This is a genomic window from Acidimicrobiales bacterium (assembly GCA_016794585.1).
GTDB lineage: Bacteria > Actinomycetota > Acidimicrobiia > Acidimicrobiales > DATDAH01 > JAEUJM01.
Map to the genome: position 1 here is coordinate 106,026 of JAEUJM010000029.1, position 25,117 is coordinate 131,142.

Below are 25,117 nucleotides of genomic sequence, written 5' to 3' on the forward strand. Positions count from 1 at the left end.
ATGCCAGCTGCGGAACGGGACGCCACGAGCTGAGCGCACGGCAGCGGGAGAAGACGATCGAGTCGGAGGTCATGCGCACCACCTACGAAGCGCTCCGTGAGCGGGAGGCCGAGGCGTGAAGCTCGATCGGATCGAGATCAAGAACTACCGCTCGCTGTTCCACGACTACGACAGCAACGAGTCGTTCCGGCTCGACCTCGGCGAAGGCATGAACGCCATCACGGGGCCGAACAACGCCGGCAAGTCGAACGTCTTCAGGGCCTTGGCCCTCGCCCTCGACCCCGATTGCGCCTTCGACCGCTCCGCTGACATGCCGAGCCTCTGGAATTGGTCGAAGCCCTCGGTGACCCTCACCTTCCAGGTTCCCGTCCAAGGTCGCAGCAGCAAGGAGAAGACGCTGCTCAAGTACCTCGAGCAGTACGAGCGGAAGGTGAACCCGACAGCCAAGCGCACCTACGCGGAGGACGGGGTGGTCAAGCTCCGCGTGACCATCGAAGGCGCCGCCGACTCCGTGGGCACTCGTCGGGAGGTGTTCGTCGCCCGCGGAGGTGGCGCCCTCAGCCTGGGTGACGAAGATGACCTCGCTCGCCGGACGATCGAGCAGTTTCACAAGTGCCTGCACTTCGTGATGATCAGCAGCGGCCAGTCACTCGAGAGCCTCATGGAAGGCAAGTTCCGGGACATCCTGCACAACGTCCTCCTGGAGGACCTCCGGGCGGAGTTCAAGGCCGCGAACCAGAGCCGGGAGAAGTACGAGGACGAGCTGCGAGGCGGGCTGCTCAAGCCGCTGGCCGACCGGATCTCCGAGGAGGTGCACGACCTCTTTCCAGAGATCTCCGGGGTGACTCTCGACCCCAGCGTCCTCCCTCTGGAGGAGACGCTCGCTCACATGGCTGTCCGGGTGAGCGACCGTGCGGTGACCGATCTCGCCGACAAGGGCACAGGGGTACGTGGGGGACTGATCATCGCGATGCTGCGCCACTTCGCGGACGTCGGGAAACGATCCATGCTGTTCGCCGTCGAGGAGCCCGAGTCGTTCCTGCACCCGGCCGCCCAGGAGCAGCTCCGCGAGGACCTGGAGGCCCTCGCAGACCGCCGGGACGTCTCTCTCTTGGTCACGACCCACTCGCCCTACATCGTCTCTCGGCTGGGGGACTCGAAGGTCTTCGCGCTCGACAAGGACGGCGAGGGGCGCACGGTCATCAGCGCGGAGGCGACCGGCGCCGATCCACACGCTCCCGTCATGGGTGGGCTGTTCCGAGATCGGCTCTCCGTCGAATGGATCGACCGGGCGCAGTCCGTACCAGGGGACACGAGCCTGATCCTCGTGGTCGAAGGCCCCACCGACCAGGCGTTCGCCGAGCTCGCGCTCACTGCGGCGGGTCGGCCAGATCTCTTGGCGGGAGTCCACTTCCTTCATGCGGGCGCAGGCCTTGCATCAGGTGGCGGCGCCCACCTAGCGGTGATGCAGGCACTCCTCGCTCGATCCACGTCCCCATCGGCGGTGAAGGTCGCGGCACTCTTCGATGATGACGATCCGGGCCGCGAGGCGGCCAACATGCTGAGTCAGATCGGCAAGAAGACCGACGAGTGGAAGAGGGGCAAGTCGATCTTCAGCTACGCCGCGGTCTTCCACGCAAGCAAGCAGAACATCCGCTACGAGGCCGAGGATCTCTGGCCGAACAGCCTGCACGAAGGATTCCTGGCCGTCTGCGAGGACCAGGGATGGCTCAAGCGGAAGGAGAAGCTGAACCCACCTGAGGTCGGCTACCAGTACGACTGGACGAGTGCGGCAAAGTGGCCCCTCGTCGCCTACCTTCGCGACAACGTCGAATCGAGCGACTGCCAACGGTGGGTGGACCTCTTCGAACTGATCCACAAGGGTGCTGGCATCGAGCCCGCAGTGGCTCCCGATACCGGCGTACCCCATGTCGCCCCGGCGGCCAAGGCTGATCCAGGGACGGAGAGTCCGCGCAGCTATCTGGCCGCAGTGCTCGCCGAGGTGCGTTCCCGCCTGGAGGCCGCCGGCCTCGAACGGGTCCGCATGCACACGGGCGGTGCATTCATCGAGATGCGGCCGCCGAAGGCGGCTGGCCTCGAACCAGCGGACGGACACTTCCTCATCAAGGTCACCGCAGCTGACACCAAAGTGGACCTGGTGCTCCACAAACTCCCTGACCGACGCTCGAACTTCGCAGCACTCGAGGTCCTTCGATCACGCTACGAAGACGAGATCGCGCTGAACGACAACGGCCTGTACGTGACCTCGTGGACCGCGGGGCAAGGCGACGCGGTCCGGTCCTACGCGCAGACGGTCCGTGAAGGGTCTGGGCGAAGCAGCGCCACGCCGGCCGAGACGGCCAAATGGGCGGCGGACATCTGCCTCGCGTGGACCGACGTGCTGTTGTCGGACCCGATTCCCGACCTGCTTGGCGCTGTCGATCAGCAACTCGCGGCCAGCACTCCTGTGCCAGACGACGTCGGCGGCGACCCAAACCCGGCGTCGACCTGACCGCCGGGCAGGGCCGCGACCTCAGCAGACCTTGGCGCGCTTGTGCTCCTGGTGGGGCTTCTGGGAGCGGATCTCGGGCGGTAGGGCGCCGAGCTCGTCGCCGACGCGGTGGAAGTCGGCGATCAGCAGGTCGGCCATGTCGCGGCTCATGCCTTCGCGCACCACGACCCGGATGACCGAGACGTCGTCGGCGTCCTTGGCGAGCGTGTAGGCCGGCACGATCCAGCCCCGCTCCTTCATCTTGGCGCTGATGTCGTAGGCGGTGAAGCCCATGCCGTCGGCCACCTTGGCGCAGACGAGGGGTAGGGCGTTGCGCTTGCTCATGAGCTCGAGGTACGGGCTCGCCTCGACGAGGTCGCTCAGGTAGTCGGCGGTGGCCGACAGGCGGGTCATCACGTCCGTGTAACCCTCACGACCCATGCGCAGGAAGTTGTAGTACTGCGCCACGATCTGGCTGGCGCCACGCGAGAAGTTGAGGTCGAAGGTGGGCTGGTCGCCGCCCAGGTAGTTGGTGTGGAAGATGAGCTCCTCGGGCAGCTGGCTCTTGTCCCGCCAGAGGGCCCAGCCCACACCGGGGTACACCAGGCCGTACTTGTGGCCGGAGGCGTTGATGGACTTCACCCGCGGCAGGCGGAAGTCCCACGCCAGGTCGGGCTGGGTGAAGGGGGCCACGAAGGCGCCGCTGGCGCCGTCCACGTGGAGCGGGACGTCGAGGCCGGTGCGCTCCTGGAGGGCGTCGAGGGCGTCGGACAGGCCCTGGATGTCCTCGAACTCACCGGTGTAGGTCGAGCCGAGGATGCCCACGACGCCGATGGTGTTCTCGTCGACGAGCTCCATGGCCAGGGCCGGGTCGATGACCGTGCGCTCGGCGGTGATGGGAACGAAGCGGGGCTCGACGTCGAAGTAGCGGACGAACTTCTCCCAGCACACCTGCACCGTCTCGCTCATCACGAGGTTCGGGTGATCGGTGGACTTGCCCTCGGCCTCGCGGGCCTTACGCCAGCGCCACTTCATGGCGAGACCGGCGAGGTGGATGGCCTCGGACGAGCCGACCGTGGCGGTTCCCATGGCGTGGGCCGAGTCGTCGGCGTGGAAGAGGTCGGCGAGGATGCTGACGCACCGGTTCTGGATCTCGGTGGTCTGGGGGTACTCGTCCTGGTCGATGCTGTTGACGTTGAGGGTCTCGTTGATGAGCTTCTCGGCCTCAGGCTCCATCCAGGTGGTGACGAAGGTGGCGAGGTTCAGCGCCGGGTTGCCGTCGAGGGCGAGCTCGTCGTGGATGAGCTGGTACGCCAGGCGGGCGGGCATGTCCCCTTCGGGCAGGCGGTACTTCGGCACGGGCTCCGAGAGAGAGCGGCTGCCGTACGCAGGAGCCAGCGTGTCGTCAGGATCGTTCTCGGCGTGGTTGAACATGGCGCCTCCTCAAGGTCGTGGCGCAGAGTAACCCCAGGGTTCGACACGCGCCCGCGTTCGGGGAACGAATCGTCCACATGGGGTGAAACCAGGCGGTTTAGTCTCTCGTGGCCTTGAACGGGGCGTGACGACAGAGGGAACAGGACGGGTTCACCATGTCAACGGACACCACCGGCGATACCCCCGCACCCTCCGAACCCACGGGCACACCCGCTCGGCGCCGCCCCTTCTTCCAGGGTCTCCTGCCGCTCGACCGGGCGGGCATCACGACCCAGGTCGTGGCCGGCATCACGCTCGCGGCGCTCGCCATCCCCGAGGTCATGGGGTACGCCACCATCGCCGGCATGCCGGTCATCACCGGCCTCTACACGATCGTGCTCCCGGTGGTCGTCTTCGCCGTCCTCGGCTCCTCGCGCCACCTGGTGGTTGGGGCCGACTCCGCGACCGCGGCGGTGATGGCCGCGGGCCTGGCCGGCCTCGCCGCGACCGGCTCCAAGGAGTACGTGGCTCTCGCGGGACTGCTCGCGCTCATGGCCGCGGCGTTCCTCCTGCTGGCTCGCCTCGTGAAGCTGGGGTTCCTCGCCGACTTCCTCTCGCGCACCGTCCTGATCGGCTTCCTCACCGGCGTGGGCGTACAGGTGGCCTGTGGGCAGGTCGGCGGCCTCCTCGGGATCCAGGAAGGCACCGGGATCACGCTGCTCGGACGCACCGACAACGGCACCATCGGCAAGCTCGTGAGCACGCTCCAGAACGTGGGCGACGTCAGTTGGTCCACGGTGGCGGTCTCTGCCGCAGTGATCGTCGTCATCTTGGGATCGAAGTACGTCACGAAGAAGGTCCCCGGCGCGCTCATCGCGGTGATCGGGGCCATCGCGGTCAGCTGGCACTGGGACCTGGTCGACCACGGGGTGTCGACGCTCGGCAAGGTGCCCAGCGGGCTCCCCTCGCTCGGCCTGCCCTCGGGCGGTGTCAACGCGATCGCCTCGCTCATCCCGACCGCGATCTCGGTGTTCATCCTGATCCTCGCCCAGAGCGCAGCCACCTCACGCGCCTACGCCGCGAAGTACAACGACGACTTCGACGAGAACGTCGACCTCGTCGGCCTGGGCGCCGCCAACATCGCCGCCGGCCTCAGCGGGACGTTCCTCGTGAACGGCAGCCCCACCAAGACGCAGATGGTCGACGGCGCCGGCGGGCGCAACCAGGTGGCCCAGCTGACCACCGGTGCGATCGTCGTCATCGTTCTGCTCTTCTTGACCGCGCCGCTCCAGTACATGCCCAACGCCGTGCTCGCGGCAGTGGTGTTCCTGATCGGGATCGAGCTCGTCGACCTCGGCGGGATGCGCAGGATCCTCCGCCTCCGACCCGACGAGTTCGTCGTCGCCCTCGCCACCGCGGTCGCGGTGATCGCGGTCGGCGTCGAGCAGGGCATCATCCTGGCGATCGTCCTCTCCGTGATCGACCACCTGCGCAACTCGTACCGCCCGGTCACCTCGGTGATGGTGCCCGTCGACGGCGACCCCGCCTGGCGCCAGGCGCCGTTCCGCCCCGACGCCCGCACCCTTCCCGGCCTCGTCGTGTACCGCTTCGCCGGCGGGATCTACTACGCCAACGCCAACCACCTCGTGGAGGACCTCGCCCTGATCGTCGACACCGCCGAGACCGGCGGTGAGACCCTCCGCTGGATCTGCATCGACTCCATGGTCATCGACGACGTGGACTACAGCGGGGCCGAGGCCCTCCGACAGGTCCACGCCAGCCTCACCGACCATGGCGTTCGCCTGGTGGTCGCCGAGCCGCTCCCCCAGGTCCGTGCCCTCATGGAGCGGTATGGGCTGGTCGACCTTCTGGGGGAAGACGCCTTCTACGCCACGCTCTCCGACGCCGTCGCCGCCTACCGAGCCATCGACACCCCTCCCAGGAGCACCTGAGCACATCATGTCCACCGAGTACGACCAGTCCACCATGACCATCGACGAGCGCATCGCCTTCGGCCGAGCAGCTCGAGAGCGCGTCTCCCGGAAGAGCCACGGCGAGTGGTCCCCCGCCACCGACCGGCGCGACCCGGTCGAGTTCATCGAGGAGCAGGCCGCCACCCGCGTGCCCGAGCTGGTGCCGTTGCGCCACGGCCGCATGTCGACCTCCGCGTTCGCGTTCTTCCGCGGCGCCGCCCTCGTCATGGCCGCCGACCTCGCGTCCGTGCCCGACTCCGGGCTCACCGTCCAGCTGTGCGGCGACGCCCACCTGTCCAACTTCGGCCTGTTCCAGTCCCCCGAGCGCAAGCTCGTATTCAGCGTGAACGACTTCGACGAGACCCTGCCGGGCCCGTTCGAGTGGGACGTGAAGCGCCTCGCGGCCAGCATCGAGGTCGCCGGGCGTTCCCGCGGGTTCCCGGACGCCACGACGGGAACGGTGCTGTTGCAGACCGTGCGCGCCTACCGGGAGGCCATGGCCTCGTTCGCGGCGACCAGCAACCTCGACACCTGGTACATCCGGCTCGACATCGACGGGATCCAGGAGCGTTGGGGCGCCCGGGCCCGGGCCAAGGAGTCCGCGAGCATGGCCCGGTTGGTCACGAAGGCGGAGTCCAAGACCCGCATGAAGGCCCTGGCCAAGCTCACCGAAGAGGTCGACGGCGAGCTGCGCTTCCGGAGCCACCGGCCGCTCCTGGTGCCCTTCGAGGACCTCGCCGGCGAGTCGGTCGAGAAGGCCCATGACATCGTCGTCGGTGCGCTCGGGTCCTACCGCGACACCCTCAGCGCGGATCGCGCCCACCTGCTCGGGACGTACCGGTTCGTACAGCTGGCGCGGAAGGTCGTCGGTGTGGGCTCGGTGGGCACCCGGTGCTGGTTGGCCCTGTTCGTGGGCCGCGACAACGAGGACCCCCTCTTCCTCCAGATCAAGGAGGCCGAGGCGTCCGTGCTCGAGCGCTTCCTCGAGCCGACCGTGTACGCCGAGCAGGGCCAGCGGGTGGTCGAGGGCCAGCGCCTCATGCAGACCAGCAGCGACATCTTCCTCGGCTGGGAGCGCATCCCCGGCACCCTCGCCATGGACGGCCGCGACCACGACTACTACATGCGTCAGCTGTGGGACGGGAAGGGCTCGGCCGTCGTCGAGACCATGACCCCCCGGACCATGGGCATGTACGGGGAGATGTGCGCCTGGACCCTCGCCCGGGCCCACGCCCGCTCGGGCGACCCCATCGCCATCAGCGCCTACCTGGGCAACGGGAGTCGGTTCGACCGCTCGATCGCTGCGTTCTCCCGGGCCTACGCCACCCAGAACGAACTCGACCACCAGGCGTTGTGCGACGCCATCGCCTCGGGTCGCCTCGAGTCGATGGCCGAGCCGGTCTGAGCCCTCGCCTCAGCCCCCCGCCGCGGCGGTGTCCTCGCGCTCGTACTCCTCGAGCAGGGCGAGCTCGCGGTCGTGGCGGGGGAACAGGAAGAACACCAGGGCCGCGCCGGCCAGGATGGCGGCGACTCCGGCCACGTAGGCCCAGTCCTGGCCGTCGACGAAGGACGTCTTCGCCGCGGCGGTGATCTGGGAGGCGTACTGCGGGTGCTGCTCGGCCACGGCCTCGGCGCTGGCAAAGGAGCGCTGGAGCTGCGTCTGCACGCTGTCGGTGATGCGCGCCTGGTCGGCCGAGGGCGCTCCGGCGATGGCCGTCGCCACGGCGGCCGCGTAGCCGGCGGTCAGCAGCGCACCCATGATCGACTGCATGATGGCGCCGCCGAGGTCGCGCTGGAGGTCGGCAGTCCCCGAGGCCATGCCCGCCCGGGTGACGGGCACCGACCCGGTGAGCGAGTGCGACGCGGGGGTACCGGCGAGGCCCACGCCCAGCCCGACGAAGGCGTAGGCCAGCCCGACCAGCCAGTACGAGATCCCGTCCTCCCAGAACAGCAACATGGTGAGGAAGCCGAGCATGCAGAACACGTAGCCGCTGAGCAGCGTGAAGCGGGCGCCCTTGGCCTCGACGAGCTTGGCCGAGCGGGGGGCGGCCAGCACCATGCAGACCACCGCGGGGAGGATGGCCGCGCCGGCGTCGAGGCTCGAGTAGCCGAGCACGTTCTGGAGGAACTGCTGGCCCACGAACATGGCGCCCATGAGCGAGCCGAACACGATGATGCCGGCGAGCGCGGCCACCCAGAAGATGCGGCGGGCCGCCACCTTGAGGTCGTAGAGGGGGTTCGCGGCCCGCCGCTGGCGGATGAGGAACGCCGCCCCGGCGGCCAGGGCGAGCACTGCGAGGCCGAGCGCGACGGTGCCCTCGTCGGGGACGGGAGCGATGTTGATGGCCAGGACCACCGCCGCCACCATGACGACCGACAGGATCCCGCCCAGGTTGTCCACCGGATCGGAGGACTCGTTCACGTGGGCCGGCACGAGGCGCCACGCGAGGAGGAAGGCGACGGCCGCCAGGGGAAGCGTCACGAGGAAGACCGAGCCCCAGTAGAAGTGCAGCAGCAACGCCCCCGCGATGAGCGGGCCGAGCGCCGAGATGCCGCCGCCGAGGGCCGACCAGAGCGCGATCGAGCGGGTGCGGGCCGCGCCGGACCAGAGGGCCGTGATGAGTGCGAGCGTCGTGGGGTAGGCCATGCCCGCCGACAACCCGCCGAGGATGCGGGCGGCGATGAGCACGCCGATGCTCGGGGCGAAGGCGGCCAGGAGGCACGCCGGGACCGACAGGCCCACGCCGAGCAGCAGCATCAGCTTGCGCCCGTACCGGTCACCCAGGGCCCCGAGCCAGAGGACCGAGGCCGCCAGCCCCAGCGAGTACCCGACCGCGACCATGTCGAGGGAGGTCTGCGAGGCGGTGAACGCCTTGCCGATGTCGGGTAGGGCCACGTTCGCGACCGCGAGGTTCAGGTTGGCCACCGCGGCCACGAGGACCAGCGCCAGCAGGACTGCCTTCTCCTTGGCGGGCGCCGTGCTCTCGTCGCCCATCGACACGTCGGTCTGCTCGCTCACTGTCCCCTCACCGGTCTCGTAACCACCTGTGCGCACGCTAGTGCGCGGACCTTCGGCACCCCGGACCTCCACACCTCTCTAGCCTGAGGAGATGGCCCCGACCCCCGTCTCGCTCGGCCGCCGCTCCGACGGCGCCCCGCCCGGGCCGGCGCTGCCTTCCCCCCGCCCGCTCACCGCGCCGGCGCAGTTCCACGTCCTGGCCAAGCCGACCGGCCCCATCTGCAACCTGGACTGCGAGTACTGCTTCTTCCTGTCGAAAGAGGCGCTCTACCCCGGCGACCGGTTCCGCATGGGCGACGACGTCCTCGAGCAGTACCTCCGCCAGCTCCTCGAGTCGATGGACGGGCCGACCGCCACCATCGCGTGGCAGGGCGGCGAGCCCACGCTGATGGGTGTGGACTTCTTCCGCCGAGCGGTGGAGCTGGCCGAGTCGCTCAAGCGGCCCGGCCAGCGCCTCGAGCACACCATCCAGACCAACGGCACGCTCCTCACCGACGAGTGGTGCGAGCTCCTCGCCCGGCACCGGTTCCTCGTCGGCATCAGCATCGACGGCCCTCCCGACCTGCACGACGCCTACCGGGTCGACAAGCGGGGCGGGCCGACGTCGGACAAGGTGCTGCGGGGCCTCGAGCTGCTGAAGGCCCACGGCGTCGACTGGAACGTCCTGTGCACGGTGCACGCCGCCAACCAGCACGCGCCGCTGGAGATCTACCGGTGGTTCCGGGACGAGCTCGGCGCGGCACACGTCCAGCTCATCCCCATCGTCGAGCGCGACAACGACACCGGCTACCAGGAGGGCGACCGGGTCACCGTCCGCTCGGTGGATCCCGAGGCGTGGGGCGAGTTCCTCGTGTCGGTCTTCGACGAGTGGCTGCGCCACGACGTCGGCCGGGTGTTCGTGCCCCACTTCGACGCCGCCCTGGCGTCCTGGGTGGGGGCGCCGGCGTCGTTGTGCATCTTCGGCGAGACCTGCGGCGACGCCGTGGCCCTCGAGCACAACGGGGACCTCTACTCCTGCGACCACTTCGTCGAGCCCGCCCACCTGCTCGGCAACATCGTCGACACCCACCTCGTCGAGCTGATGGCGTCCCCCCAGCAGCGTGCCTTCGGCGAGGCCAAGCGCGACACGCTGCCCCAGTACTGCCTCGACTGCGAGGTGCGCTTCGCCTGCCAGGGCGAGTGCCCCAAGAACCGGTTCACCACCACCCCCGACGGCGACCCGGGCCTCAACTACCTCTGTGCCGGGTACCGCCGCTTCTTCAACCACGTCGACGGGCCCATGCGCCTGATGGCCGATCTGCTCCGTCAGGGCCGCTTCGCCGACGAGGTCATGGGCATCTTCGCCGGCGCCGGCCGCAACGACCCGTGCCCGTGCGGCAGCGGCCGCAAGGCCAAGCTCTGCCACGGCCGCTGACCGTCACCCCACGCGTTCTGACACCAGGATCGAGTGCTAGGGGCGGGTGAGCGGGGGCTCGGGCGGGAGCACCGGATAGCGCAGCTCGATGGCGGGCTGGTGCTCGCGGAGGTCGATGTCGTACACGCCGCCGCGGTCGGTGGGGTACAGGCGCTCGAGGTCGTGGTTGACCAGCCACGGGTCGAGGTACTCGACCGGGAGTGGTCGACTGAAGAGGAAGCCCTGCGCGGACACGCAGCCCATGCGGACCAGCGCCCGGGCCGACGCCGTGGTCTCCACCCCTTCGGCGACCACGTCGAGGCCCAGGTTGCGGGCCAGGTCGATGATCGCGTGGACGATGGTCTCGGCGGTCGCGTCGGCGGCCATCGCGGCGATGAACGACTGGTCGATCTTCAACGTGTCGACGTCGAGCGTGGTCAGGTAGGACAGCGAGGAGTGTCCGGTGCCGAAGTCGTCGATGGCCACCCGGACGCCGAGCTCGCGCAGGCGTCCCATCATCACGGCCGCTCGACCGGGGTTGACCATCAGCGTCGTCTCGGTGAGCTCGATCTCCAGGGCGGACGCGGGCACGCGCTCGGCCGCGAGCATGGCGCCGATGCTCTCGACGAGGTCGTCCTCGACGAGGTTGCGGGCGGACACGTTGACCGACACCCGCAGCGGACGCCCCGCCCGTTGCCACACCCCGGCTTGGGCGATGGCCATGCCCAGGACGTGTCGGGTGAGGGGGTGGATGATGTCGGTGCGCTCGGCCACGGGGATGAACTCCGTGGGGGGCAGGCTGCGGCGCCCGGCCTGGCGCCAGCGCACGAGGGCCTCGACCCCGACGATGGTGCCGTCGGCCAGGTCCACCTGCGGCTGGTACTCGAGCACCAGCTCGTCGACCTCGATGGCGTGACGCAGGCGGCCGACCATGGCGAGCCGCTTGGGGCTGTAGTGGTCCAGGTCCGCGGCGTAGACGACCACCCCCGCGTGCTCCGCCTTGGCTGCGTACATCGCCACGTCGGCCTGGCGCAGCAAGCCGGATCCGTCGGTCGCGCCGTCGCCGGGAAGCGCCACCCCGATGCTGGCGTCGACGTCGACGTCGACCTCGCCGACGCTGAAGGGCTGGCGGAGCTGGGAGAGGACCTCCTGGGCACGCTGGGCCGCGGCGACCGGGCCCGCGGCGGTCACGAGGAGCGCGAACTCGTCCCCGCCGAGGCGGGCGAGCAGGCCGTCATCGCGCATCCAGGTGCCCAACCGACGACCGACCTCGATGAGCAGCTCGTCCCCACTGGCGTGGCCGAGGGTGTCGTTGACCTCCTTGAACCGGTCGAGGTCGACGAGCAGCACGGCGAAGGCGCTCCCTCCGGCGGCGAGCCGCTCCTCCAGGCGACGCTGGAAGAGCGTCCGGTTGGGGAGACCGGTGAGGGAGTCGTGGGTCGCCAGGAACTCGTTGCCCGCCGACTCGGCCCGGAGCCGGTCCACCAGCCCGACGTTGCGCAGCGACACGGCGGCGTGCGAACACAGGGTGGCGAACAGCCGAGCGTCTTCGCGGTCGAATCGACGGGTGGCGCCGCTGCGGTCACCCACTCCGATCACCACCCGGTGACCCTCGCCCACGGTCAGGCACTCGACGAGCGCCTCGGAGAGCCCGGCGGCGGCGAGCTCGGCGGAGGCATGCCCCTTCGGTCCGTAGAGGCGGACCCCTTCGCGCGCCGTCGCGGTGGTCCGGTCGAAGCCGGTCACCGGCTCGGTGCCGATGGTTCCCTCGCCGACGCGGTGCACCCGCTTCGAGGCATCGGGCGCGTCGGGCGACCACACCCACGCCGTGTCCGCCCGCAGCACGTCCGCGACGCGCGGGAGCAGGCTCGCCTCGACGTCGCCCGCGGCGACGGCGGCGCCGAGGTCCCGGGCGAACGCGTCCAGGCGCGCCATGGCGTTGTGGCGGGCCACGACCCGGGCATAGGCGCGGGACATCCCCACCACGAACACGATGATGGGCACCGCGAGCCACGCCTCGAGCCACCCCTCCTCGAGGCCGCTCACGATCATGAGGGCCACGGCGAGGTCGATGACGGCCATCACCATCGGCACCCAGATGCCCCAGAGCAGCGACGGCTCCCAGGCGCCCTGGTGGAGGCTGATGGCAGCCGTGACGACGACGCCGCCCACCAGGTCCGCGGCGATGACCGCGGCGGCCGCCGCCAACCAGGCCTCGGGGCCGAGCTCGGTCGGCACGCCGATGCTGACCAGGACCACGCCGCCGACCGCCACCTCGAGGGCATGGGACAGCAGGTTGAGCAGCAGCTTCTCGCCCCGCTGGCGGCGCAGGAGGACCAGCACGACCGCAGAGGCCAGGACGCGGGCCAGCACCACCAGCGTGACAGGGAGGAAGAACAGGCCCACGACCAGCGGCACGGAGGTCAGGGCGAACGCATGCGACTCCCGGCGCAGCTCGATCTCCACCTCGAAGACCTCGGCGAGCAGGTAGAGCACGACCACGAGGGCGAAGATCCCCCAGTGCACGCCGTGGACGTCCTGGTGCACCTCGGCGCCGCCCAACGCGCCCAGAAGACCGACGAGGAGAACGCCCAGACTTCCACACAGCCACAGCACCCGACGACGACCGGCCTCCAAGTCGACCTCGCCCGGATGCTCCTGCGCGTCGCCCAGTGCGTCCGGTGCACCCGGTTCGTCCGTGGCGTCAGCGGCGTTCGGAAGCGTCAACTCCCCGACCCGCCGCCGGTCACTCCCACGTCCCTTCCCGCCAGGTGTGGCCCCGCCACGTGTGGCCCAGCCAGAGATCGGCCCGCCAGGTGTGTCCCGTCCAGACCTCGGACCGCCAGGTGTGGCCCTGCAAGGGCGACCCGCTCACCCCCATGCCCTGCCAGCCCGCACCGGCCCACACGTTGCCGTTCCACACCCCGCCGTCCCACGCCGCGCCCGCGGCGGCGAGCGGGGCCCACGTGGCCGGGGCCCATGGCGCGCCCTGGAGGTCGATCTCGCCCTGGAGCACCGTCCCGTCGGTGCCGACCAGGTGCTCGCCACCCCGAGCCGCTTCGATCGATCCCGTCCCCGTCGACACCGGGTGGGTCTGGTCGGCCACCGGAGTCGGGGCCCGCAGCGCGGCCCGGAGGTCGACGATGCCGGCGCCCTGGCCGGGCAGCGTGGGATCGGGCAACGGCCGAGCCGTGCCCACGAGGAGGGCCTTCAGCTGGTCCGGGGTGAGCTCGGGACGGTCGCTCAGCAGCTGGGCGGCGGCGCCCGCCACCACCGCCGCGGCCTGCGAGGTGCCCGATCCCTTGAACAGCGACCCGGCCACCACGGCCGCCGGGTTGGCGAGGTCGACCACCGATCCGGGGGCACGGAGGCCCAGGACCGACACGCCCGGGGCCACCAGGTCGACCCCCCGCTCCGGCGTGCCCAGTGCCGAGAAGGGGGCCACGACGTCATCGCCCCGATCGGAGGGGTTGCGCATGTCCGCCGCCCCGACGCTGATCACGTAGGGGTCGACGGCCGGGTCGGCCAGGGGGCCGGCCGAGTTGCCCCCGGCCGCCACGACCACGATCCCGTGGTGCCACGCGGACTCGACCGCGTGGGCCAGCGGATCGACGAGGTAGGACTGGGTCGAGTCGGTGCCCCCCGACAGGCTGAGCACCCGGATGTTCATGCCCGGGTCCCGGCGGTGCTGCACCACCCAGTCGATGGCGGCGATCATCTGGGACACGTCGACGGCCCCGTCGGAGGCACCCACCTTCACGTTGACGATGCGCGACTCGCGGGCCATGCCGCCCTCGCCGCCGATGATGCTGGCCATGTGGGTGCCGTGGCCGTAGGCGTCGACTCCCGCCGGGAGCCCGGCCTGGAGGTCGAGCGAGAGGTCGGGACCGTTGACCACGAGGCCTTGGTCGTCGAGCCCCGGCACGGGGGCGATGCCCGTGTCGACGAGCGCGACGTCGATGCCCTGGCCGTCGGCGTCGCGGCGCTCGGCCCAGTCGGAGCGGATGATGTCGCGGATCTCGCGCCGGAGGATGGGCCGCACCGAGCCCCACGAGCGGAACTCCTGGCCCCACCGCTGGCGGGAGTTCGGCTCCGACCAGCCGGCCTCGCGGCCCCGGTCGCCGTCGGCGCTCGCCGGTGGCGCGACCACGACCAGCGACGCGCTCGCGATGGCGAGTGCAGCGGCGCTCGCCGCCATCGCCCGCCTCACGGTCCACCGCCGTCGGCGCTTCCCTTCGTCCCGCCCGAGAGATGTCCCCACAGTCGCCCCCCGGTGCCTCAGTTGTGGGGAGGAGCCTAAATCACCTGGGGTGACTTGGCAAACGCTGAAAGTGGTTTATTGGTCCACCCTGCGTGACTGACTCAGGAGTCAGCGGGCGCCGGGGCCCCGACGGACGCCTCGGCGGCGTCGCGTCCGTGGAGGGCGAAGCCCACCAGCGGGTAGATCAGCACCGACAGCATGCCTGCGCCCACCAGCGCGGCGGCGTTCTCGGGGAGCATGCGCTCGGTCTCCAGGCCGATCTCGGTGATGACCACGACGAGGGGAAGCGCTGTGGCCGAGAAGAAGGCCAGGGCGGCCCGGTCCCGCCGGGACAGGTCGTTGCGGTACAGGACCATGGCCGGCACGCCACGGGCGAGGAGGAACAAGGCGAGGAAGACCGGCACCCGCAGGAGGGTGGAGGGCTCGTCGAGCAGCGCGTCGAGGTCGAACTTCATGCCGCTGACCACGAAGAAGATGGGGATGAGGAAGCCGAAGCCGAGGGCCGAGAGCTTCGACCCCACCGCTTCGGCCTGGTCTCCGGCGGTGAAGAGCCGCACGATGATGCCCGCGGTGAACGCGCCGAGGAGGACGTCGAGACCGAGGTGACCGGCCACCCACACCAGGGCCACCACGAGCAGGACGGCGATGCGCACCGGGAGCTGGGCGCTCGAGTCGAGGTGGCGGCGCATGAGCTCGACCACCTTCGGGGTGCGCGCTCGGGTGGCGATCAGGGTGGCGGCCACCGCGAGCGCGATGAACACGACCAGCAGGATCACCGTGAGACCCGGGTTGTCGCTCGTGAGCAGCAGGGCGATGGCGACGATGGGGAGGAACTCGCCCACGGTGCCGACGGCGAGGACGAGCCCACCGAAGCGTGACTCGAGCACGCCGGCATCGCTCAGCATCGGCAGCAGCGTCCCCAGCGCCGTCGTGGTCACGGCCAGGCCGATCAGCAGGTCCGAATGGGCGAAGCCGTCGAGCACCATCACCGCACCGCAGGCCAGGCCGATGGCCAGCGAAAGAAACCAACCCCGGGTCGCAAGGCTCAGCGGCCGGCCCCTGATGCGCTCGAGGTCGATCTCGTAGCCGGCGAGGAACATCAAGAAGCTGAGGCCCAGGTTGCCGAAGCCGGCCACCACCGGAGTCACCTCGGCGAGCCCGAGCACCTGCTGGCCGATGACCACGCCGAACGCGATCTCGAGGACGACACCGGGGATCCGGAACCGGCGCAGGGCCTCGGCGGCCAAGGGCGCCAGCACCGCCGCCACGATGATGAGGGCGAGCGACGAGGCGCTGGCCGTGTCCATGGGCGAGTGAGGTTAACCCAAGGGTCACGGGCTCCTCCGCTTCTCCTAGGATCCTGCGGACATGGCCGCGACCGCGCCACCGGAGGGAGCTCCCACCGGCTTCCTCCCCGTCGTCACCTCGGTCATCGAGCGGCGGTGGACGTCATCGGTGTTCGGCATCGTGGCCGAGGGGCGCATCCGACGCCGGCCGTCCGACATCGCCAAATCGCTCCTCGCCACCGTCGTCGTGGGCGTGCTCGCGGCCGGGGCGGTCAAGGGCACCGCCGTCGAAGGCGGCATCCTGAGCTTCCTCGCCAGCCTCCCGGGCACGCTGGGCACGCTGTTCCAGGGGTTCTACCTGACCGGTGTGGTCCTGGCCGCCGCACTGGTCGTCACCGCGCTCGTCGCCCGCCGGGGTCGCCTGCTCGGGACCCTCCTTGTCGCCGGCGGGGTCGCGTGGCTCGTTTCGGCCGGGCTCCGGGAGCTGGTCGACCTCCCCGACGCCCTCGTCGACGCCGGCACGAGCCTCCACGGTCAGGACCCTGACTTCCCGGTCGTCCCCCTCGCCACGGTCGCGGCGGTCATCCTCGCCGCCCGCCCCTACCTCACCCGTCCCGCCCGCCGACTGCTCGAGGTCGTGTACTGGGTCACGGCCCTGGGCGCGCTCGGCCTCGGTGCCGGCCTGCCGATCGCGGTGGTCGCCAGCCTCTTCCTGGGCTGGGGCATGGCTGCGGTGGCCCACCTGGTGTTCGGGTCGCCGGCCGCGACGCCGTCGCCCGCCCAGGTCCAGCAGTCGCTCCACGACCTCGGGGTGCCCACGGAAGGCCTCGTGCTCGCTCCCGAGCAGCGCTGGGGGCGCAGCCGCTACCGCGCCGGGCCCAACGGTGGGTTGGGCATCGCCGTCCTCGGTCGTGACAGCACCGACGCCCGCCTGTTCCACAAGCTCTGGCGCTTCGTCTGGTACAAGGACTCGGGGCCCACGCTCTCACTCACCCGTGAGGGCCAGGTCGAGCACGAGGCCTACGTCCTGCTCCTCGCCGCCCGCACCGGGGCCGTGGTGCCCGACGTCGTCGCCGCCGGGGTGGCCGGCGCCCGCGACGACGCCGTGCTCGTGGTGCGCGACCCGGCGGGTGTGCCGCTCACGAGCGTCGATGCGCACCGGCTCACCGACGAGGTGCTCGACGCCGCGTGGGCCAACCTCGGCCACCTGCACGCGGCACGCCTCGCGCACGGCGACGCCGCCGCCCGCAACGTCGTGCTGGCCGACGACGGCACCGTCGGGATCGTCGACCTCGCGAGCGCCACCACCTCGGCGGGTGACCACCGGCGCGCCCTCGACGACGTCACCCTCCTCGCCACCGTCGCCGAGCTCGTCGGGGTCGATCGTGCCCTCGACGCCGCCGAGCGCGCCCTCGGTGCGGAGGGCCTCGCCGAGCGGCTCTCCCTCTTCCAACCCTCCGCGCTCACCGCGACCTCGCGGCGCGACCTCGCCGAGCCGAAGTCCGGGCTCAAGGCGCTCGCGGAGGCCGCCGCCGACCGGACCGACACCGCCGTGCCCGACCCCGCCGCGCTGCGGCGGTTCTCCCTCGGGAGCATCCTGCTGGCGGGCGCCTTCTGCTTCGGCCTCTACCTGCTCATCGGCCAACTCGTCGGCGTGGCCGAGATGGGCGACATCTTCAAGGGGGCGATCTGGGAGTGGGTGCTCGTCACGGCCCTTCTCTCGCAGCTGCCCCAGTTCGCCCAGGCGGTCGCCATGCTGGGCAGCGTCGCCGCGCCCCTGCCCCTCGGCCCGGTGGTCGGGGTGCAGTTCGCCAACTCGTTCACCGGCCTCGTGGGCGGTACCGCCGGCAACGCCACCCTCGTCATCCGCTTCTTCCAGCGGCGCGGCCTCGCTCCGGCGGTGGCCGTCAGCTCCGGGCTGTTGAACTCCGCGGCGGGGTTCATCGTCCAGGCCACCCTGGTCATCACGGGGGTGCTGCTGGGCGCGGCCACGGCCTCCACCTCGTCCTCCGGGAGCGGTTCGTCGGGTGGCGGCGTCCCCGACTGGGTCCTCGCCCTCGGCGCCGCGGCGGGGCTCGCCGTCGTCCTCGCCGTGGCCGTCCCCAGGTTCCGCGCCCGCATCCGCACCGTGGTGGCCAGCCAGCTGAAAGCGGCGGTCAGCAACATCCGTGGCATCCTCGCCACCCCGCTGAAGGCCGTGCAGCTCTTCGGCGGCCAGATCGTCTCCCAGGTCGTTTTCGCCATGGTCCTGGGTGCGGCACTGCACGCCTACGGCGAGTCGCTGCCACTCATGCAGCTGATCGTCATCAACAGCTTCGCCTCCTTCATCGGCGGCGCCATGCCCGTCCCGGGTGGCATGGGCGTGGTCGAGACGGGCCTGATCGCAGGCTTCACCGCGGCGGGCATCCCCCAGGCCGAGGCCACCGCGGCCACCTTCACCGCCCGCATGTTCACGGCCTACCTGCCGCCGATCTGGGGTTGGTTCGCCCTCCAGTGGCTGCGCCGGCAGGACTACGTCTGACCGCCCGGCACCGACTCGTCCGCCGAGGCCAGCTCGTCGAGCAGCAGGCGGGCCCCCCAGAGGAAGCAGACGGCGCCGAGGAACGTGCCCGAGTTGGCCAGCGAGGCGTCGAGCAGGTCCCCCGTGTCGGGCACGACGAACGCGGCCAGGGCCGAGATCATGAAGAAGATCGAGCCCACCATGTTGAGCACGACGATCCACCAAGAGACGTCGCGGTCACGCCACGAGAACCAGGCGTGGCACACCTCCATGATGGCCAGCTCGCTGGCCACGAGGAAGCAGATCGACCCCAGGAAGTCCGGCGTCCAGACCCGCAGCAGCTCCTGTTGGGTGCTGAAGCCGTCGCGCATCGCCGTGAAGGTGTTCACGTTGAACCAGAGGGTGCCGACCGACTGGATGGCGCACGCCCACCAGTCGATGCGCCTCGGCTGCACCGCGAAGAGCCGGACCGACGTGCCCGGCGGTCGGCCCGCGTTGATCGACTGGAGGAACTGGCTGTACCCCGCAGACGTGAAGAAGATCGAGCCGACGAAGAACACGAGGCCGACCACCCCCGGCGAGACCAGCGAGGAGAAGCCGGGCACGGCGCCGAGGGCGAAGCAGAACGACCCGATCATGAACAGCACCGAAACCCACCAGCCCAGCTCGCGTGGGGCCCAGATGACGCGCCGGTGTGCCGGCGCCGCCGCCCCCTCCACCTGCGGCGGGAGGCCCTTGCGCTGGCGCCGTGAGCTGTAGACGAGACGCGAGCCGTCGGGCCGCTTCACCACCTCGCGGGTGAGGAAGGGCCCGAAGCGGACACGCTCGACGGACTCGTCCTCGCTGGCCGGCCGCCACGGCGCTCGCGAGGACAGGGCACCGGTGCCCATGGTTCAGGTGCCGGCGTCGACCGGCGCCGGGGCGTCGGGTTCGGCGACGTCCGGGGTCGTGGCCCGGTCGGCGAGGCGCACGACGAGGAGCTCGTAGGCCCCCACGAGCGCCACGAGCAGGAAGAAGCCCAGCCACGACACGTCCAGGAACCAGAGCAGAAGGAGGCCCACGATCGCGCCACCCCACTGCAGGGCGTCACGGTTCGACTGGACCCAGACCAGGGTCTCCTCGTCCTGGCTGCGCTCCTGCGCGGTGCTCACGAGGGTGCGCACGAGGTGGGCGACCTTGGCTCGCAGGGCGACCACCCACGGGTAGGGACCGCTCAGCACCGCGACCACGACGATGGCCGCGGCGATCCACAGGACCACCTCGGCCCCCATCCGCAGGGGGTCCACCACCCGGTCGGTGACGGCCTGCACTGCGGGCACGTTCTCGGGGATCTTGACGAGGTTGAGCAGATCACCCTGGATGCGCAGCGACAGCCGCCGCACCAGCACCATGCCCACCGAGATGGCGACGACCATCTGCAGGAGCGTCCGGCGGCGGTGCGCCGACAGCAGGAGGGTGAGGGGGAGCAGGACGATGGTCAACGCCACGAGCACCCACACGACCTTGTTGAACAGCGCGATGCCGTCCTGGGCCGCCTGGAGCGAGCCCTGGTCGTACACCGTGATGGTGCCGAAGTTGTCGTCGAGGTCCACCCCGAGCGCATCGCCGATCTTCTGGCGGGCGGCCTCGGGGACGTCGTCGACGGTGACCGTGGGGATGTCGATGTTGCGTCCGAGGATCTCGGGCGAGGCGTCGCCGATGCGGGCGAGCACCTGGTTGATGACGGGCAGGAAGTTCAACGTGACGGAGTCCGAGTTCGCCTGCACGATGTCGGAGTCCTCGCCCTCGAGCAGCGCGACCGCCTGTTGGTGGGCCGTGTCGACGATGGCCTCGAAGAGCTGCTGGAACTCCGGTGAGGCGAAGACCTCCTCCACCTTGTCGCGCACGAACGACTCGACGCCGCTGGCCAGGGTGGGGGCGAGGATCTGCGCACGTTCCGGGAGGGCCTCCGCGATGAGGTTCTGCACATCGACGAGGGTCATCACCTCCTTGGTGGTGAATCGGGCCAGGGCCTGCTGGACCGACTGCTCCTCGATCACCGTGCCGATGCGGGCGGCGAACACGTCGTTGTTCAGGAAGTTGCGACTGGCCCAGACACCGATGCTCGCGGCGGTGAAGCAGAGCGCGGTGAGCACCACCAGCAGACCGACCAGGCCGTTGCGGGCCTTGCGGCCCACGCCGTGGCCGCGGTGCTGCTGCGCCTCGACCTCGGCCTGGAGCTCTTCGACCTCGGCCTTGAGCCGGGCCACCTCGTCGGCGTCCCCGACGGTTTCGGTGGTCGGTACGTCCGCAGGGTCGCCCGTGCCGGGATCGTCGCCCACGTCGGCGTCGTCGTTGTCACTCGTCATCGCTGGTCACGCATCCTTCATGGCAGATCGGTCGGTGGGGTGCAGGCGATGGCCTACGGTGGGGGCGTCATGGCCCCCGATGAGCACCACTGGAAGCCCGCGGGCCCCGAGGCGCGCTCGGCGGTCGGCACCGCCGTCGTGGCGGTGGTGGCCTACGAGGTGGTCGCCGGCGCGGTGAACGAGTTCCTCGACGTGGACGTCGTGCCGTCGCTCATGCCCCGCATCAACGCCCTGACCCCCCGCGGCGTGGCCAAGGCGGTCACGCCGCAGTGGACCCGCTACGCGGGCTGGATCGCCGTCGGCGCGGCCTACACGGTCGGCGTCAAAGCGCTCCGAAGCGCACTGCCCGCCCGCACGAAGCGCTGAGCCCCGGCGCCCACAACGGCAAAAGGGGCCGACCCGGCGCACCGGACCGGCCCCCCTCGCAACGTGCATCAGCCGTTGACGACCTTGGCCTTCATCGACTCGAACTCGGCGTCGGTGATGGCGCCGGAGGCCTTGAGGTCGGCGAGCTTCGCGAGCTGGTCGGCGGCGGTGCCGCTGCCGGCCGTCTCCTGGACGTAGCTCTTGAACTGCGCCTCGGCCTCGGCCTGACGCTTCATGGCCCGCTCGCCCATGCTGTGGCCGCGGATGATGAGGTACATGAACACGCCCAGGTACGGGACGAGGAAGACGAAGAGCACCCAGAGGACCTTCTTGGCGCCGGACTCCTCCTTGTCCGCGAACAGGTCCGCGAAGACGGTGATGAGCAGCCAGAACCACAGCATCAGGATGAACAGCCAGAACATCGTGACGAGCAGGTCGCCCTGTCCAACGTCGGCAAGCAGCATGGTGCACCTCGTATCGGTGTAGTCGGAATGCGTTGAGGGGCATCGGCCCGCTCCGCTGTGCTCAACGTAGTGCAACTGGAGGGCTACACCTAGGCCCACCGTCTCCGCCGCAGCGAATCACCCGCTTCGGGTGAGACGCCGTCCGGGGCGGTAGCCGCGGGTGGTCAGAGGTAGCTGCGGGCGATCAGCGACCGCGTGGTGAACCAGCCGATGAACGGTGGAAGCCAGAAGGTGAAGAGGCGGTGCGTGAGCACCGCGGGGATGGCGACGTCGGTGGGCACACCCATGGCCGTGAGGCCCGCCACCATGGCCGCCTCGGCCACACCCATCCCGCCCGGGACGGGGACGACGCTCGACAGCGTGGAGGCCCCGATGTTGACCACCACGAGGTTGGCCAGGGAGATGTCGCCGCCGTAGGCGTGTACGCAGGCACCGAGGCACAGGGCGAAGCCCAGGCTCGACGCCGCCGCACTGGCGAGCAGCACCAGGGCCCGCCGAGGCTGGGCGAAGACCTCGCGGAAGGTCGCCCAGATGCGCTTGAGGGGAGGCACCACGAGGTCGCGGAGCTTGGGCAGGCGCCAGAGCAGGCCGACGGCCACACCCACCACGATCACGCCGAGCACGACGAGACGGGCGTTGCCGGTGAGGGTGCTGCTGGCGTCGAAGCTCTGGCCCGAGATCCAGAGGGCGACGACGAAGAGCACGCCTTGGACCAGCGACCCCGACCAGCTCACGAGCAGGCTCGGACCCACCGCCGTCGTCACGTCCATGCCCGCGCACTGGAGGTAGCGGATGTTCATCACCGAGGCCCCGTAGCCGCCGGGGGTGGCCAAGGTGGTGAAGGCGGTGGCGTACTGGAGCTGGAACGTGGGCTCGAGCTGGAGCTTGACCGGCGCCGCCGCCATGATCGCCGTGGAGCCGGCGACCCGGGGGATGAACGAGATGAGGAACGCGAGCACCAGCCACCCGTAGGACGCATCCGCCAGCGCGGCACCCAGGTCCCCCAGCTCACTCACCTGGCCGAGCAGGTAGAAGATCGCGAACATCGTGGCGAAGGCCATGAAGAGGTTCTGCGGCTTGACCCGGCGCAGCTCCTCGAGCTTGGGCTCCTCGACGTCCAGCGCCTCGGCGGTGGCCTTCCGGAGGCCCCCCAGGTACTTGCGGGCGCCCTTGATGGTGTGGCGGGTGGTGCGGGTGAGCGCGACCGCCTGCAGGCGCGGGAGGGCGGCTTCGACCACGTCCACTCCCACCCCGCGGATGGCGGCGTGGGCGGCTCGCTCCTCGTCGGCGAGCAACGACGTCCACGCCAGCACCTCGGCCACGTCGGCTTCGAGGCGATCGGCGGGCGCCGAGGTGGAGGCTCGGCCGAAGTCGGTGATGGCGGCGGCCGGTCCCGCTCCCCCGCCGTGGTCGGCGCCGTCGGCGGCGCGCAACAGGACGTGGTCGGCGCTGAGCGACCCGTGGGCGATGCCCGCCGCATGCAGCCGGGCGACCTCGTGCCAGACGGCGTCGAGCACGGCGTCGTCGACCTCGTCCTCGGCGAGGCCGTCGAAGCCCCGACCGTCGGGCCGGCGCTCGACCAGGAGCGCCGCATCGGGGCCGGCGGTGGCGGCCGCGACGACCTCGGGCACGGCCACCCCGCCGCGGGCGGCGAGGAGGTCCACGAAGGCCTCGTGCTCCACCTCCTGACGGCGGGTGAGGTACAGCGTCGGCCCCGAGTCCTTGGTCGTCAGCCACCGCCACGCCTTGGACAGGAACTGGGCGTCGCGCTGGTCGCGACCGAGCACCTTCACCGACAGGGGACGGCCGTCCTCGGTGTCGGCCACCATCAAGGTGGCACCCTGGCGGCGCTCCGGGGCGAGGCGCACCTCGCCCGCGGGGATGCCGAGCTCGGCCAGCGCCGCGCTGATCTGGTCCACCGAGGGGCGCCCCGCGGGTGAGCCGAACACGAGGAGCACGGCCTTGCCCGCCGCCCACCCGATGAGCAGGCCGCCGACCACGTCCTCGGTGCTCGCCACCGCGAGGTACATGCCGGCGAGCGAGACCACGGCCACCACTGCGAAGCCGACTCGGCGCAGCGGGCGGGTGAGGTAGGGGGCCGCGACGACCACCAGCGAGAGCACCGTGGCCGTGCGCACCAGCGGGAAGGACGGCCCCGACCCGGTGCGCACGACGGCGTCGACGGCCTCGCTCACGCCGTCCCCGTCGATGAACACCGCGAGGACCGACGACACCAACCAGGCCGTGAGGCCGGCGACGGCCAGGTCGCGGGCGAGGCGTCGGCGGCGCACGACGAGCGCCGCGACCGCGACCACCGCCACGACCCAGACCCCACCGAGGGCGTAGAAGAGGTCGAACACGCCTTCGGCCGCGTTCGGGAGGTTGTTGACGAGCTGGAAGAGGTCGCGGCCGACCCGGGTGCGGGCGGGCTGGCGCAGGGCCAGCACCAGCAACAGGAGCGACGCCACGCACAGCGAGACCGCATCCCCCGGACGGCGGACGAGCTCCTCCTGGGCCACGGGCGGGCGCAGCAGCGGCCGGCGGCGCTCCTCGGGCACGTCTCCCTCGCCGTCCGGCTCACCCTCGAGGGCGGCGTCGGCGCCGCGCGCGTGGCTGTCGGCGCCCCGGGTCACGTCGGTCATCCTGTCAGGCCGGGCGGCGACGATCCCGCGATGCCCCGGCTCCGGCGGCATCGGGCCACGGAGCAGGGGCGGATCGGCCGACGCGGGGGATGCCGGGGCGACAGCAGTCCGTCAGGCGGCGTCGGCGGAGCCGACCGCCGCGGCGCGTGCCGATCCGCCGACCCCGGCGAGGAACTCGAGCACCAACCGGTTGAAGGTGCTGGCGTGCTCGAACATGAAGCCGTGGGCGGCGCCGCGGACCACGGCCATCTTCGCCCCGGGGATGAGGGTGGCCAGCTCCTCCGAGTCCCCTCGTGGCGTGAGGATGTCCTGGCTGCCCACGAGGATCAGCGTGGGCACCGCGACCCGGTGCAGCTCCTCGCGCAGCGACTCGTCGGCGTCGAGGATGGCGTCGACCTGTGCGATGAAGGCGTCCGGCGAGGCGTTGAGAGCCAACCCGCCCACGGGACCGATGAACGGCTGGAGGCGGCGGAACGACCGCGCCCCGAAGAGCCAGCGGGCGTTCCGGTTCACGAACGAGGCCATGCCCTCGGTCTCGGCCAGCGCCGCCCACTCGCTCAACAGCTCCCGTCGCCAGGGAAGCTGGCGACAGGCCGTGCACGCGAGGGTCAGCGATCGGACCCGGTCGGCGTGGAGCACGCCGATGATCTGGCTGATGACGCCGCCCATCGAGGCACCCATCACGTGGGCCCGGTCGACGCCGGCGTCGTCGAGGACGGCCATGGCGTCTCGCGCCATCATCGACAGGTCGTACGGCCCGGGCGGCTTGTCGGACTTCCCGACCCCCCGGTTGTCGAGGGCGATGCACCGGTACTTCGCCCCGAAGGCCCGGCGCTGGAGGATCCAGCCCCGGCGATCGGCGCCGAGCCCCTGGACCATGAGGACCGGCTCGCCGTCCGGGTTGCCCCAGGTGTCGTAGTGGATGCGGGTGCCGTCCTCACCCCACGTGAAGGCCATCGCC

The 25,117-nt window shown here is 70.9% G+C and carries 16 protein-coding genes; 6 read left to right on the forward strand and 10 right to left on the reverse strand.

Features of this window, described 5'->3' with window-relative positions; all coding sequences use genetic code 11:
- Positions 1–115 precede the first annotated feature (115 nt).
- Positions 116–2,512, forward strand: a complete 2,397-nt coding sequence (locus JNK12_15020; GenBank protein ID MBL8777252.1) for an AAA family ATPase — start codon at positions 116–118, stop codon at positions 2,510–2,512.
- A 21-nt stretch (positions 2,513–2,533) separates the two neighbouring features.
- On the opposite strand, the gene JNK12_15025 is transcribed toward JNK12_15020, so the two are convergent.
- Positions 2,534–3,925: a glutamate decarboxylase gene (locus JNK12_15025; GenBank protein ID MBL8777253.1), complete on the reverse strand. Its 1,392-nt coding sequence runs from the start codon at positions 3,923–3,925 to the stop codon at positions 2,534–2,536.
- A 155-nt stretch (positions 3,926–4,080) separates the two neighbouring features.
- Between JNK12_15025 and JNK12_15030 the strand changes: the two genes are divergently transcribed.
- Positions 4,081–5,856, forward strand: coding sequence for a SulP family inorganic anion transporter (locus tag JNK12_15030; GenBank protein ID MBL8777254.1), 1,776 nt, complete (start codon positions 4,081–4,083; stop codon positions 5,854–5,856).
- Positions 5,857–5,863: 7 nt separating this feature from the next.
- Positions 5,864–7,282 carry a DUF2252 domain-containing protein gene (locus JNK12_15035; protein ID MBL8777255.1) on the forward strand — a complete coding sequence of 473 codons (1,419 nt, stop codon included), beginning with the start codon at positions 5,864–5,866 and terminating at the stop codon, positions 7,280–7,282.
- Positions 7,283–7,291: 9 nt separating this feature from the next.
- Here JNK12_15035 and JNK12_15040 read toward each other — a convergent pair whose 3' ends face one another.
- Complete coding sequence (locus JNK12_15040) at positions 7,292–8,896, reverse strand: MFS transporter (GenBank protein ID MBL8777256.1); 1,605 nt, start codon at positions 8,894–8,896, stop codon at positions 7,292–7,294.
- 91 nt (positions 8,897–8,987) lie between these two features.
- Here JNK12_15040 and JNK12_15045 point away from each other — a divergent pair, with 91 nt between their 5' ends.
- On the forward strand, positions 8,988–10,310 hold the full coding sequence (locus JNK12_15045; protein ID MBL8777257.1) for an anaerobic sulfatase maturase: 1,323 nt from the start codon (positions 8,988–8,990) through the stop codon (positions 10,308–10,310).
- Between the two features lie 36 nt (positions 10,311–10,346).
- On the opposite strand, the gene JNK12_15050 is transcribed toward JNK12_15045, so the two are convergent.
- The 3 genes from JNK12_15050 to JNK12_15060 all read right to left on the reverse strand — a co-directional run bounded on the left by JNK12_15050 (position 10,347) and on the right by JNK12_15060 (position 15,857).
- Positions 10,347–13,016: an EAL domain-containing protein gene (locus tag JNK12_15050; protein MBL8777258.1), complete on the reverse strand. Its 2,670-nt coding sequence runs from the start codon at positions 13,014–13,016 to the stop codon at positions 10,347–10,349.
- 19 nt (positions 13,017–13,035) lie between these two features.
- A complete protein-coding gene (locus JNK12_15055; protein ID MBL8777259.1) occupies positions 13,036–14,487 on the reverse strand; it encodes a S8 family serine peptidase in 1,452 nt (483 codons plus the stop codon).
- A 164-nt stretch (positions 14,488–14,651) separates the two neighbouring features.
- Positions 14,652–15,857 carry a cation:proton antiporter gene (locus JNK12_15060; GenBank protein ID MBL8777260.1) on the reverse strand — a complete coding sequence of 402 codons (1,206 nt, stop codon included), beginning with the start codon at positions 15,855–15,857 and terminating at the stop codon, positions 14,652–14,654.
- Between the two features lie 61 nt (positions 15,858–15,918).
- Here JNK12_15060 and JNK12_15065 point away from each other — a divergent pair, with 61 nt between their 5' ends.
- Complete coding sequence (locus JNK12_15065) at positions 15,919–18,357, forward strand: flippase-like domain-containing protein (GenBank protein ID MBL8777261.1); 2,439 nt, start codon at positions 15,919–15,921, stop codon at positions 18,355–18,357.
- Here the strand turns inward: JNK12_15065 and JNK12_15070 are convergent.
- Positions 18,348–19,226 (reverse strand): YrhK family protein, encoded by an 879-nt coding sequence (locus JNK12_15070; protein MBL8777262.1) that lies wholly within the window; start codon positions 19,224–19,226, stop codon positions 18,348–18,350. The two genes, JNK12_15065 and JNK12_15070, sit on opposite strands and share 10 nt — an antisense overlap.
- Before the next feature lie 3 nt (positions 19,227–19,229).
- On the reverse strand, positions 19,230–20,684 hold the full coding sequence (locus tag JNK12_15075) for a hypothetical protein (protein MBL8777263.1): 1,455 nt from the start codon (positions 20,682–20,684) through the stop codon (positions 19,230–19,232).
- A gap of 69 nt (positions 20,685–20,753) precedes the next feature.
- Here JNK12_15075 and JNK12_15080 point away from each other — a divergent pair, with 69 nt between their 5' ends.
- Positions 20,754–21,050, forward strand: coding sequence for a hypothetical protein (locus JNK12_15080; protein ID MBL8777264.1), 297 nt, complete (start codon positions 20,754–20,756; stop codon positions 21,048–21,050).
- A 68-nt stretch (positions 21,051–21,118) separates the two neighbouring features.
- Here JNK12_15080 and JNK12_15085 read toward each other — a convergent pair whose 3' ends face one another.
- The 3 genes from JNK12_15085 to JNK12_15095 all read right to left on the reverse strand — a co-directional run bounded on the left by JNK12_15085 (position 21,119) and on the right by JNK12_15095 (position 25,113).
- Positions 21,119–21,514 carry an SHOCT domain-containing protein gene (locus tag JNK12_15085; protein ID MBL8777265.1) on the reverse strand — a complete coding sequence of 132 codons (396 nt, stop codon included), beginning with the start codon at positions 21,512–21,514 and terminating at the stop codon, positions 21,119–21,121.
- Between the two features lie 164 nt (positions 21,515–21,678).
- The gene (locus JNK12_15090; protein ID MBL8777266.1) at positions 21,679–24,156 is read right to left on the reverse strand and encodes a flippase-like domain-containing protein; all 2,478 of its coding nucleotides are present in this window, start codon (positions 24,154–24,156) and stop codon (positions 21,679–21,681) included.
- A gap of 111 nt (positions 24,157–24,267) precedes the next feature.
- Complete coding sequence (locus JNK12_15095; protein MBL8777267.1) at positions 24,268–25,113, reverse strand: alpha/beta fold hydrolase; 846 nt, start codon at positions 25,111–25,113, stop codon at positions 24,268–24,270.
- Between the last annotated feature and the right edge of the window lie 4 nt (positions 25,114–25,117).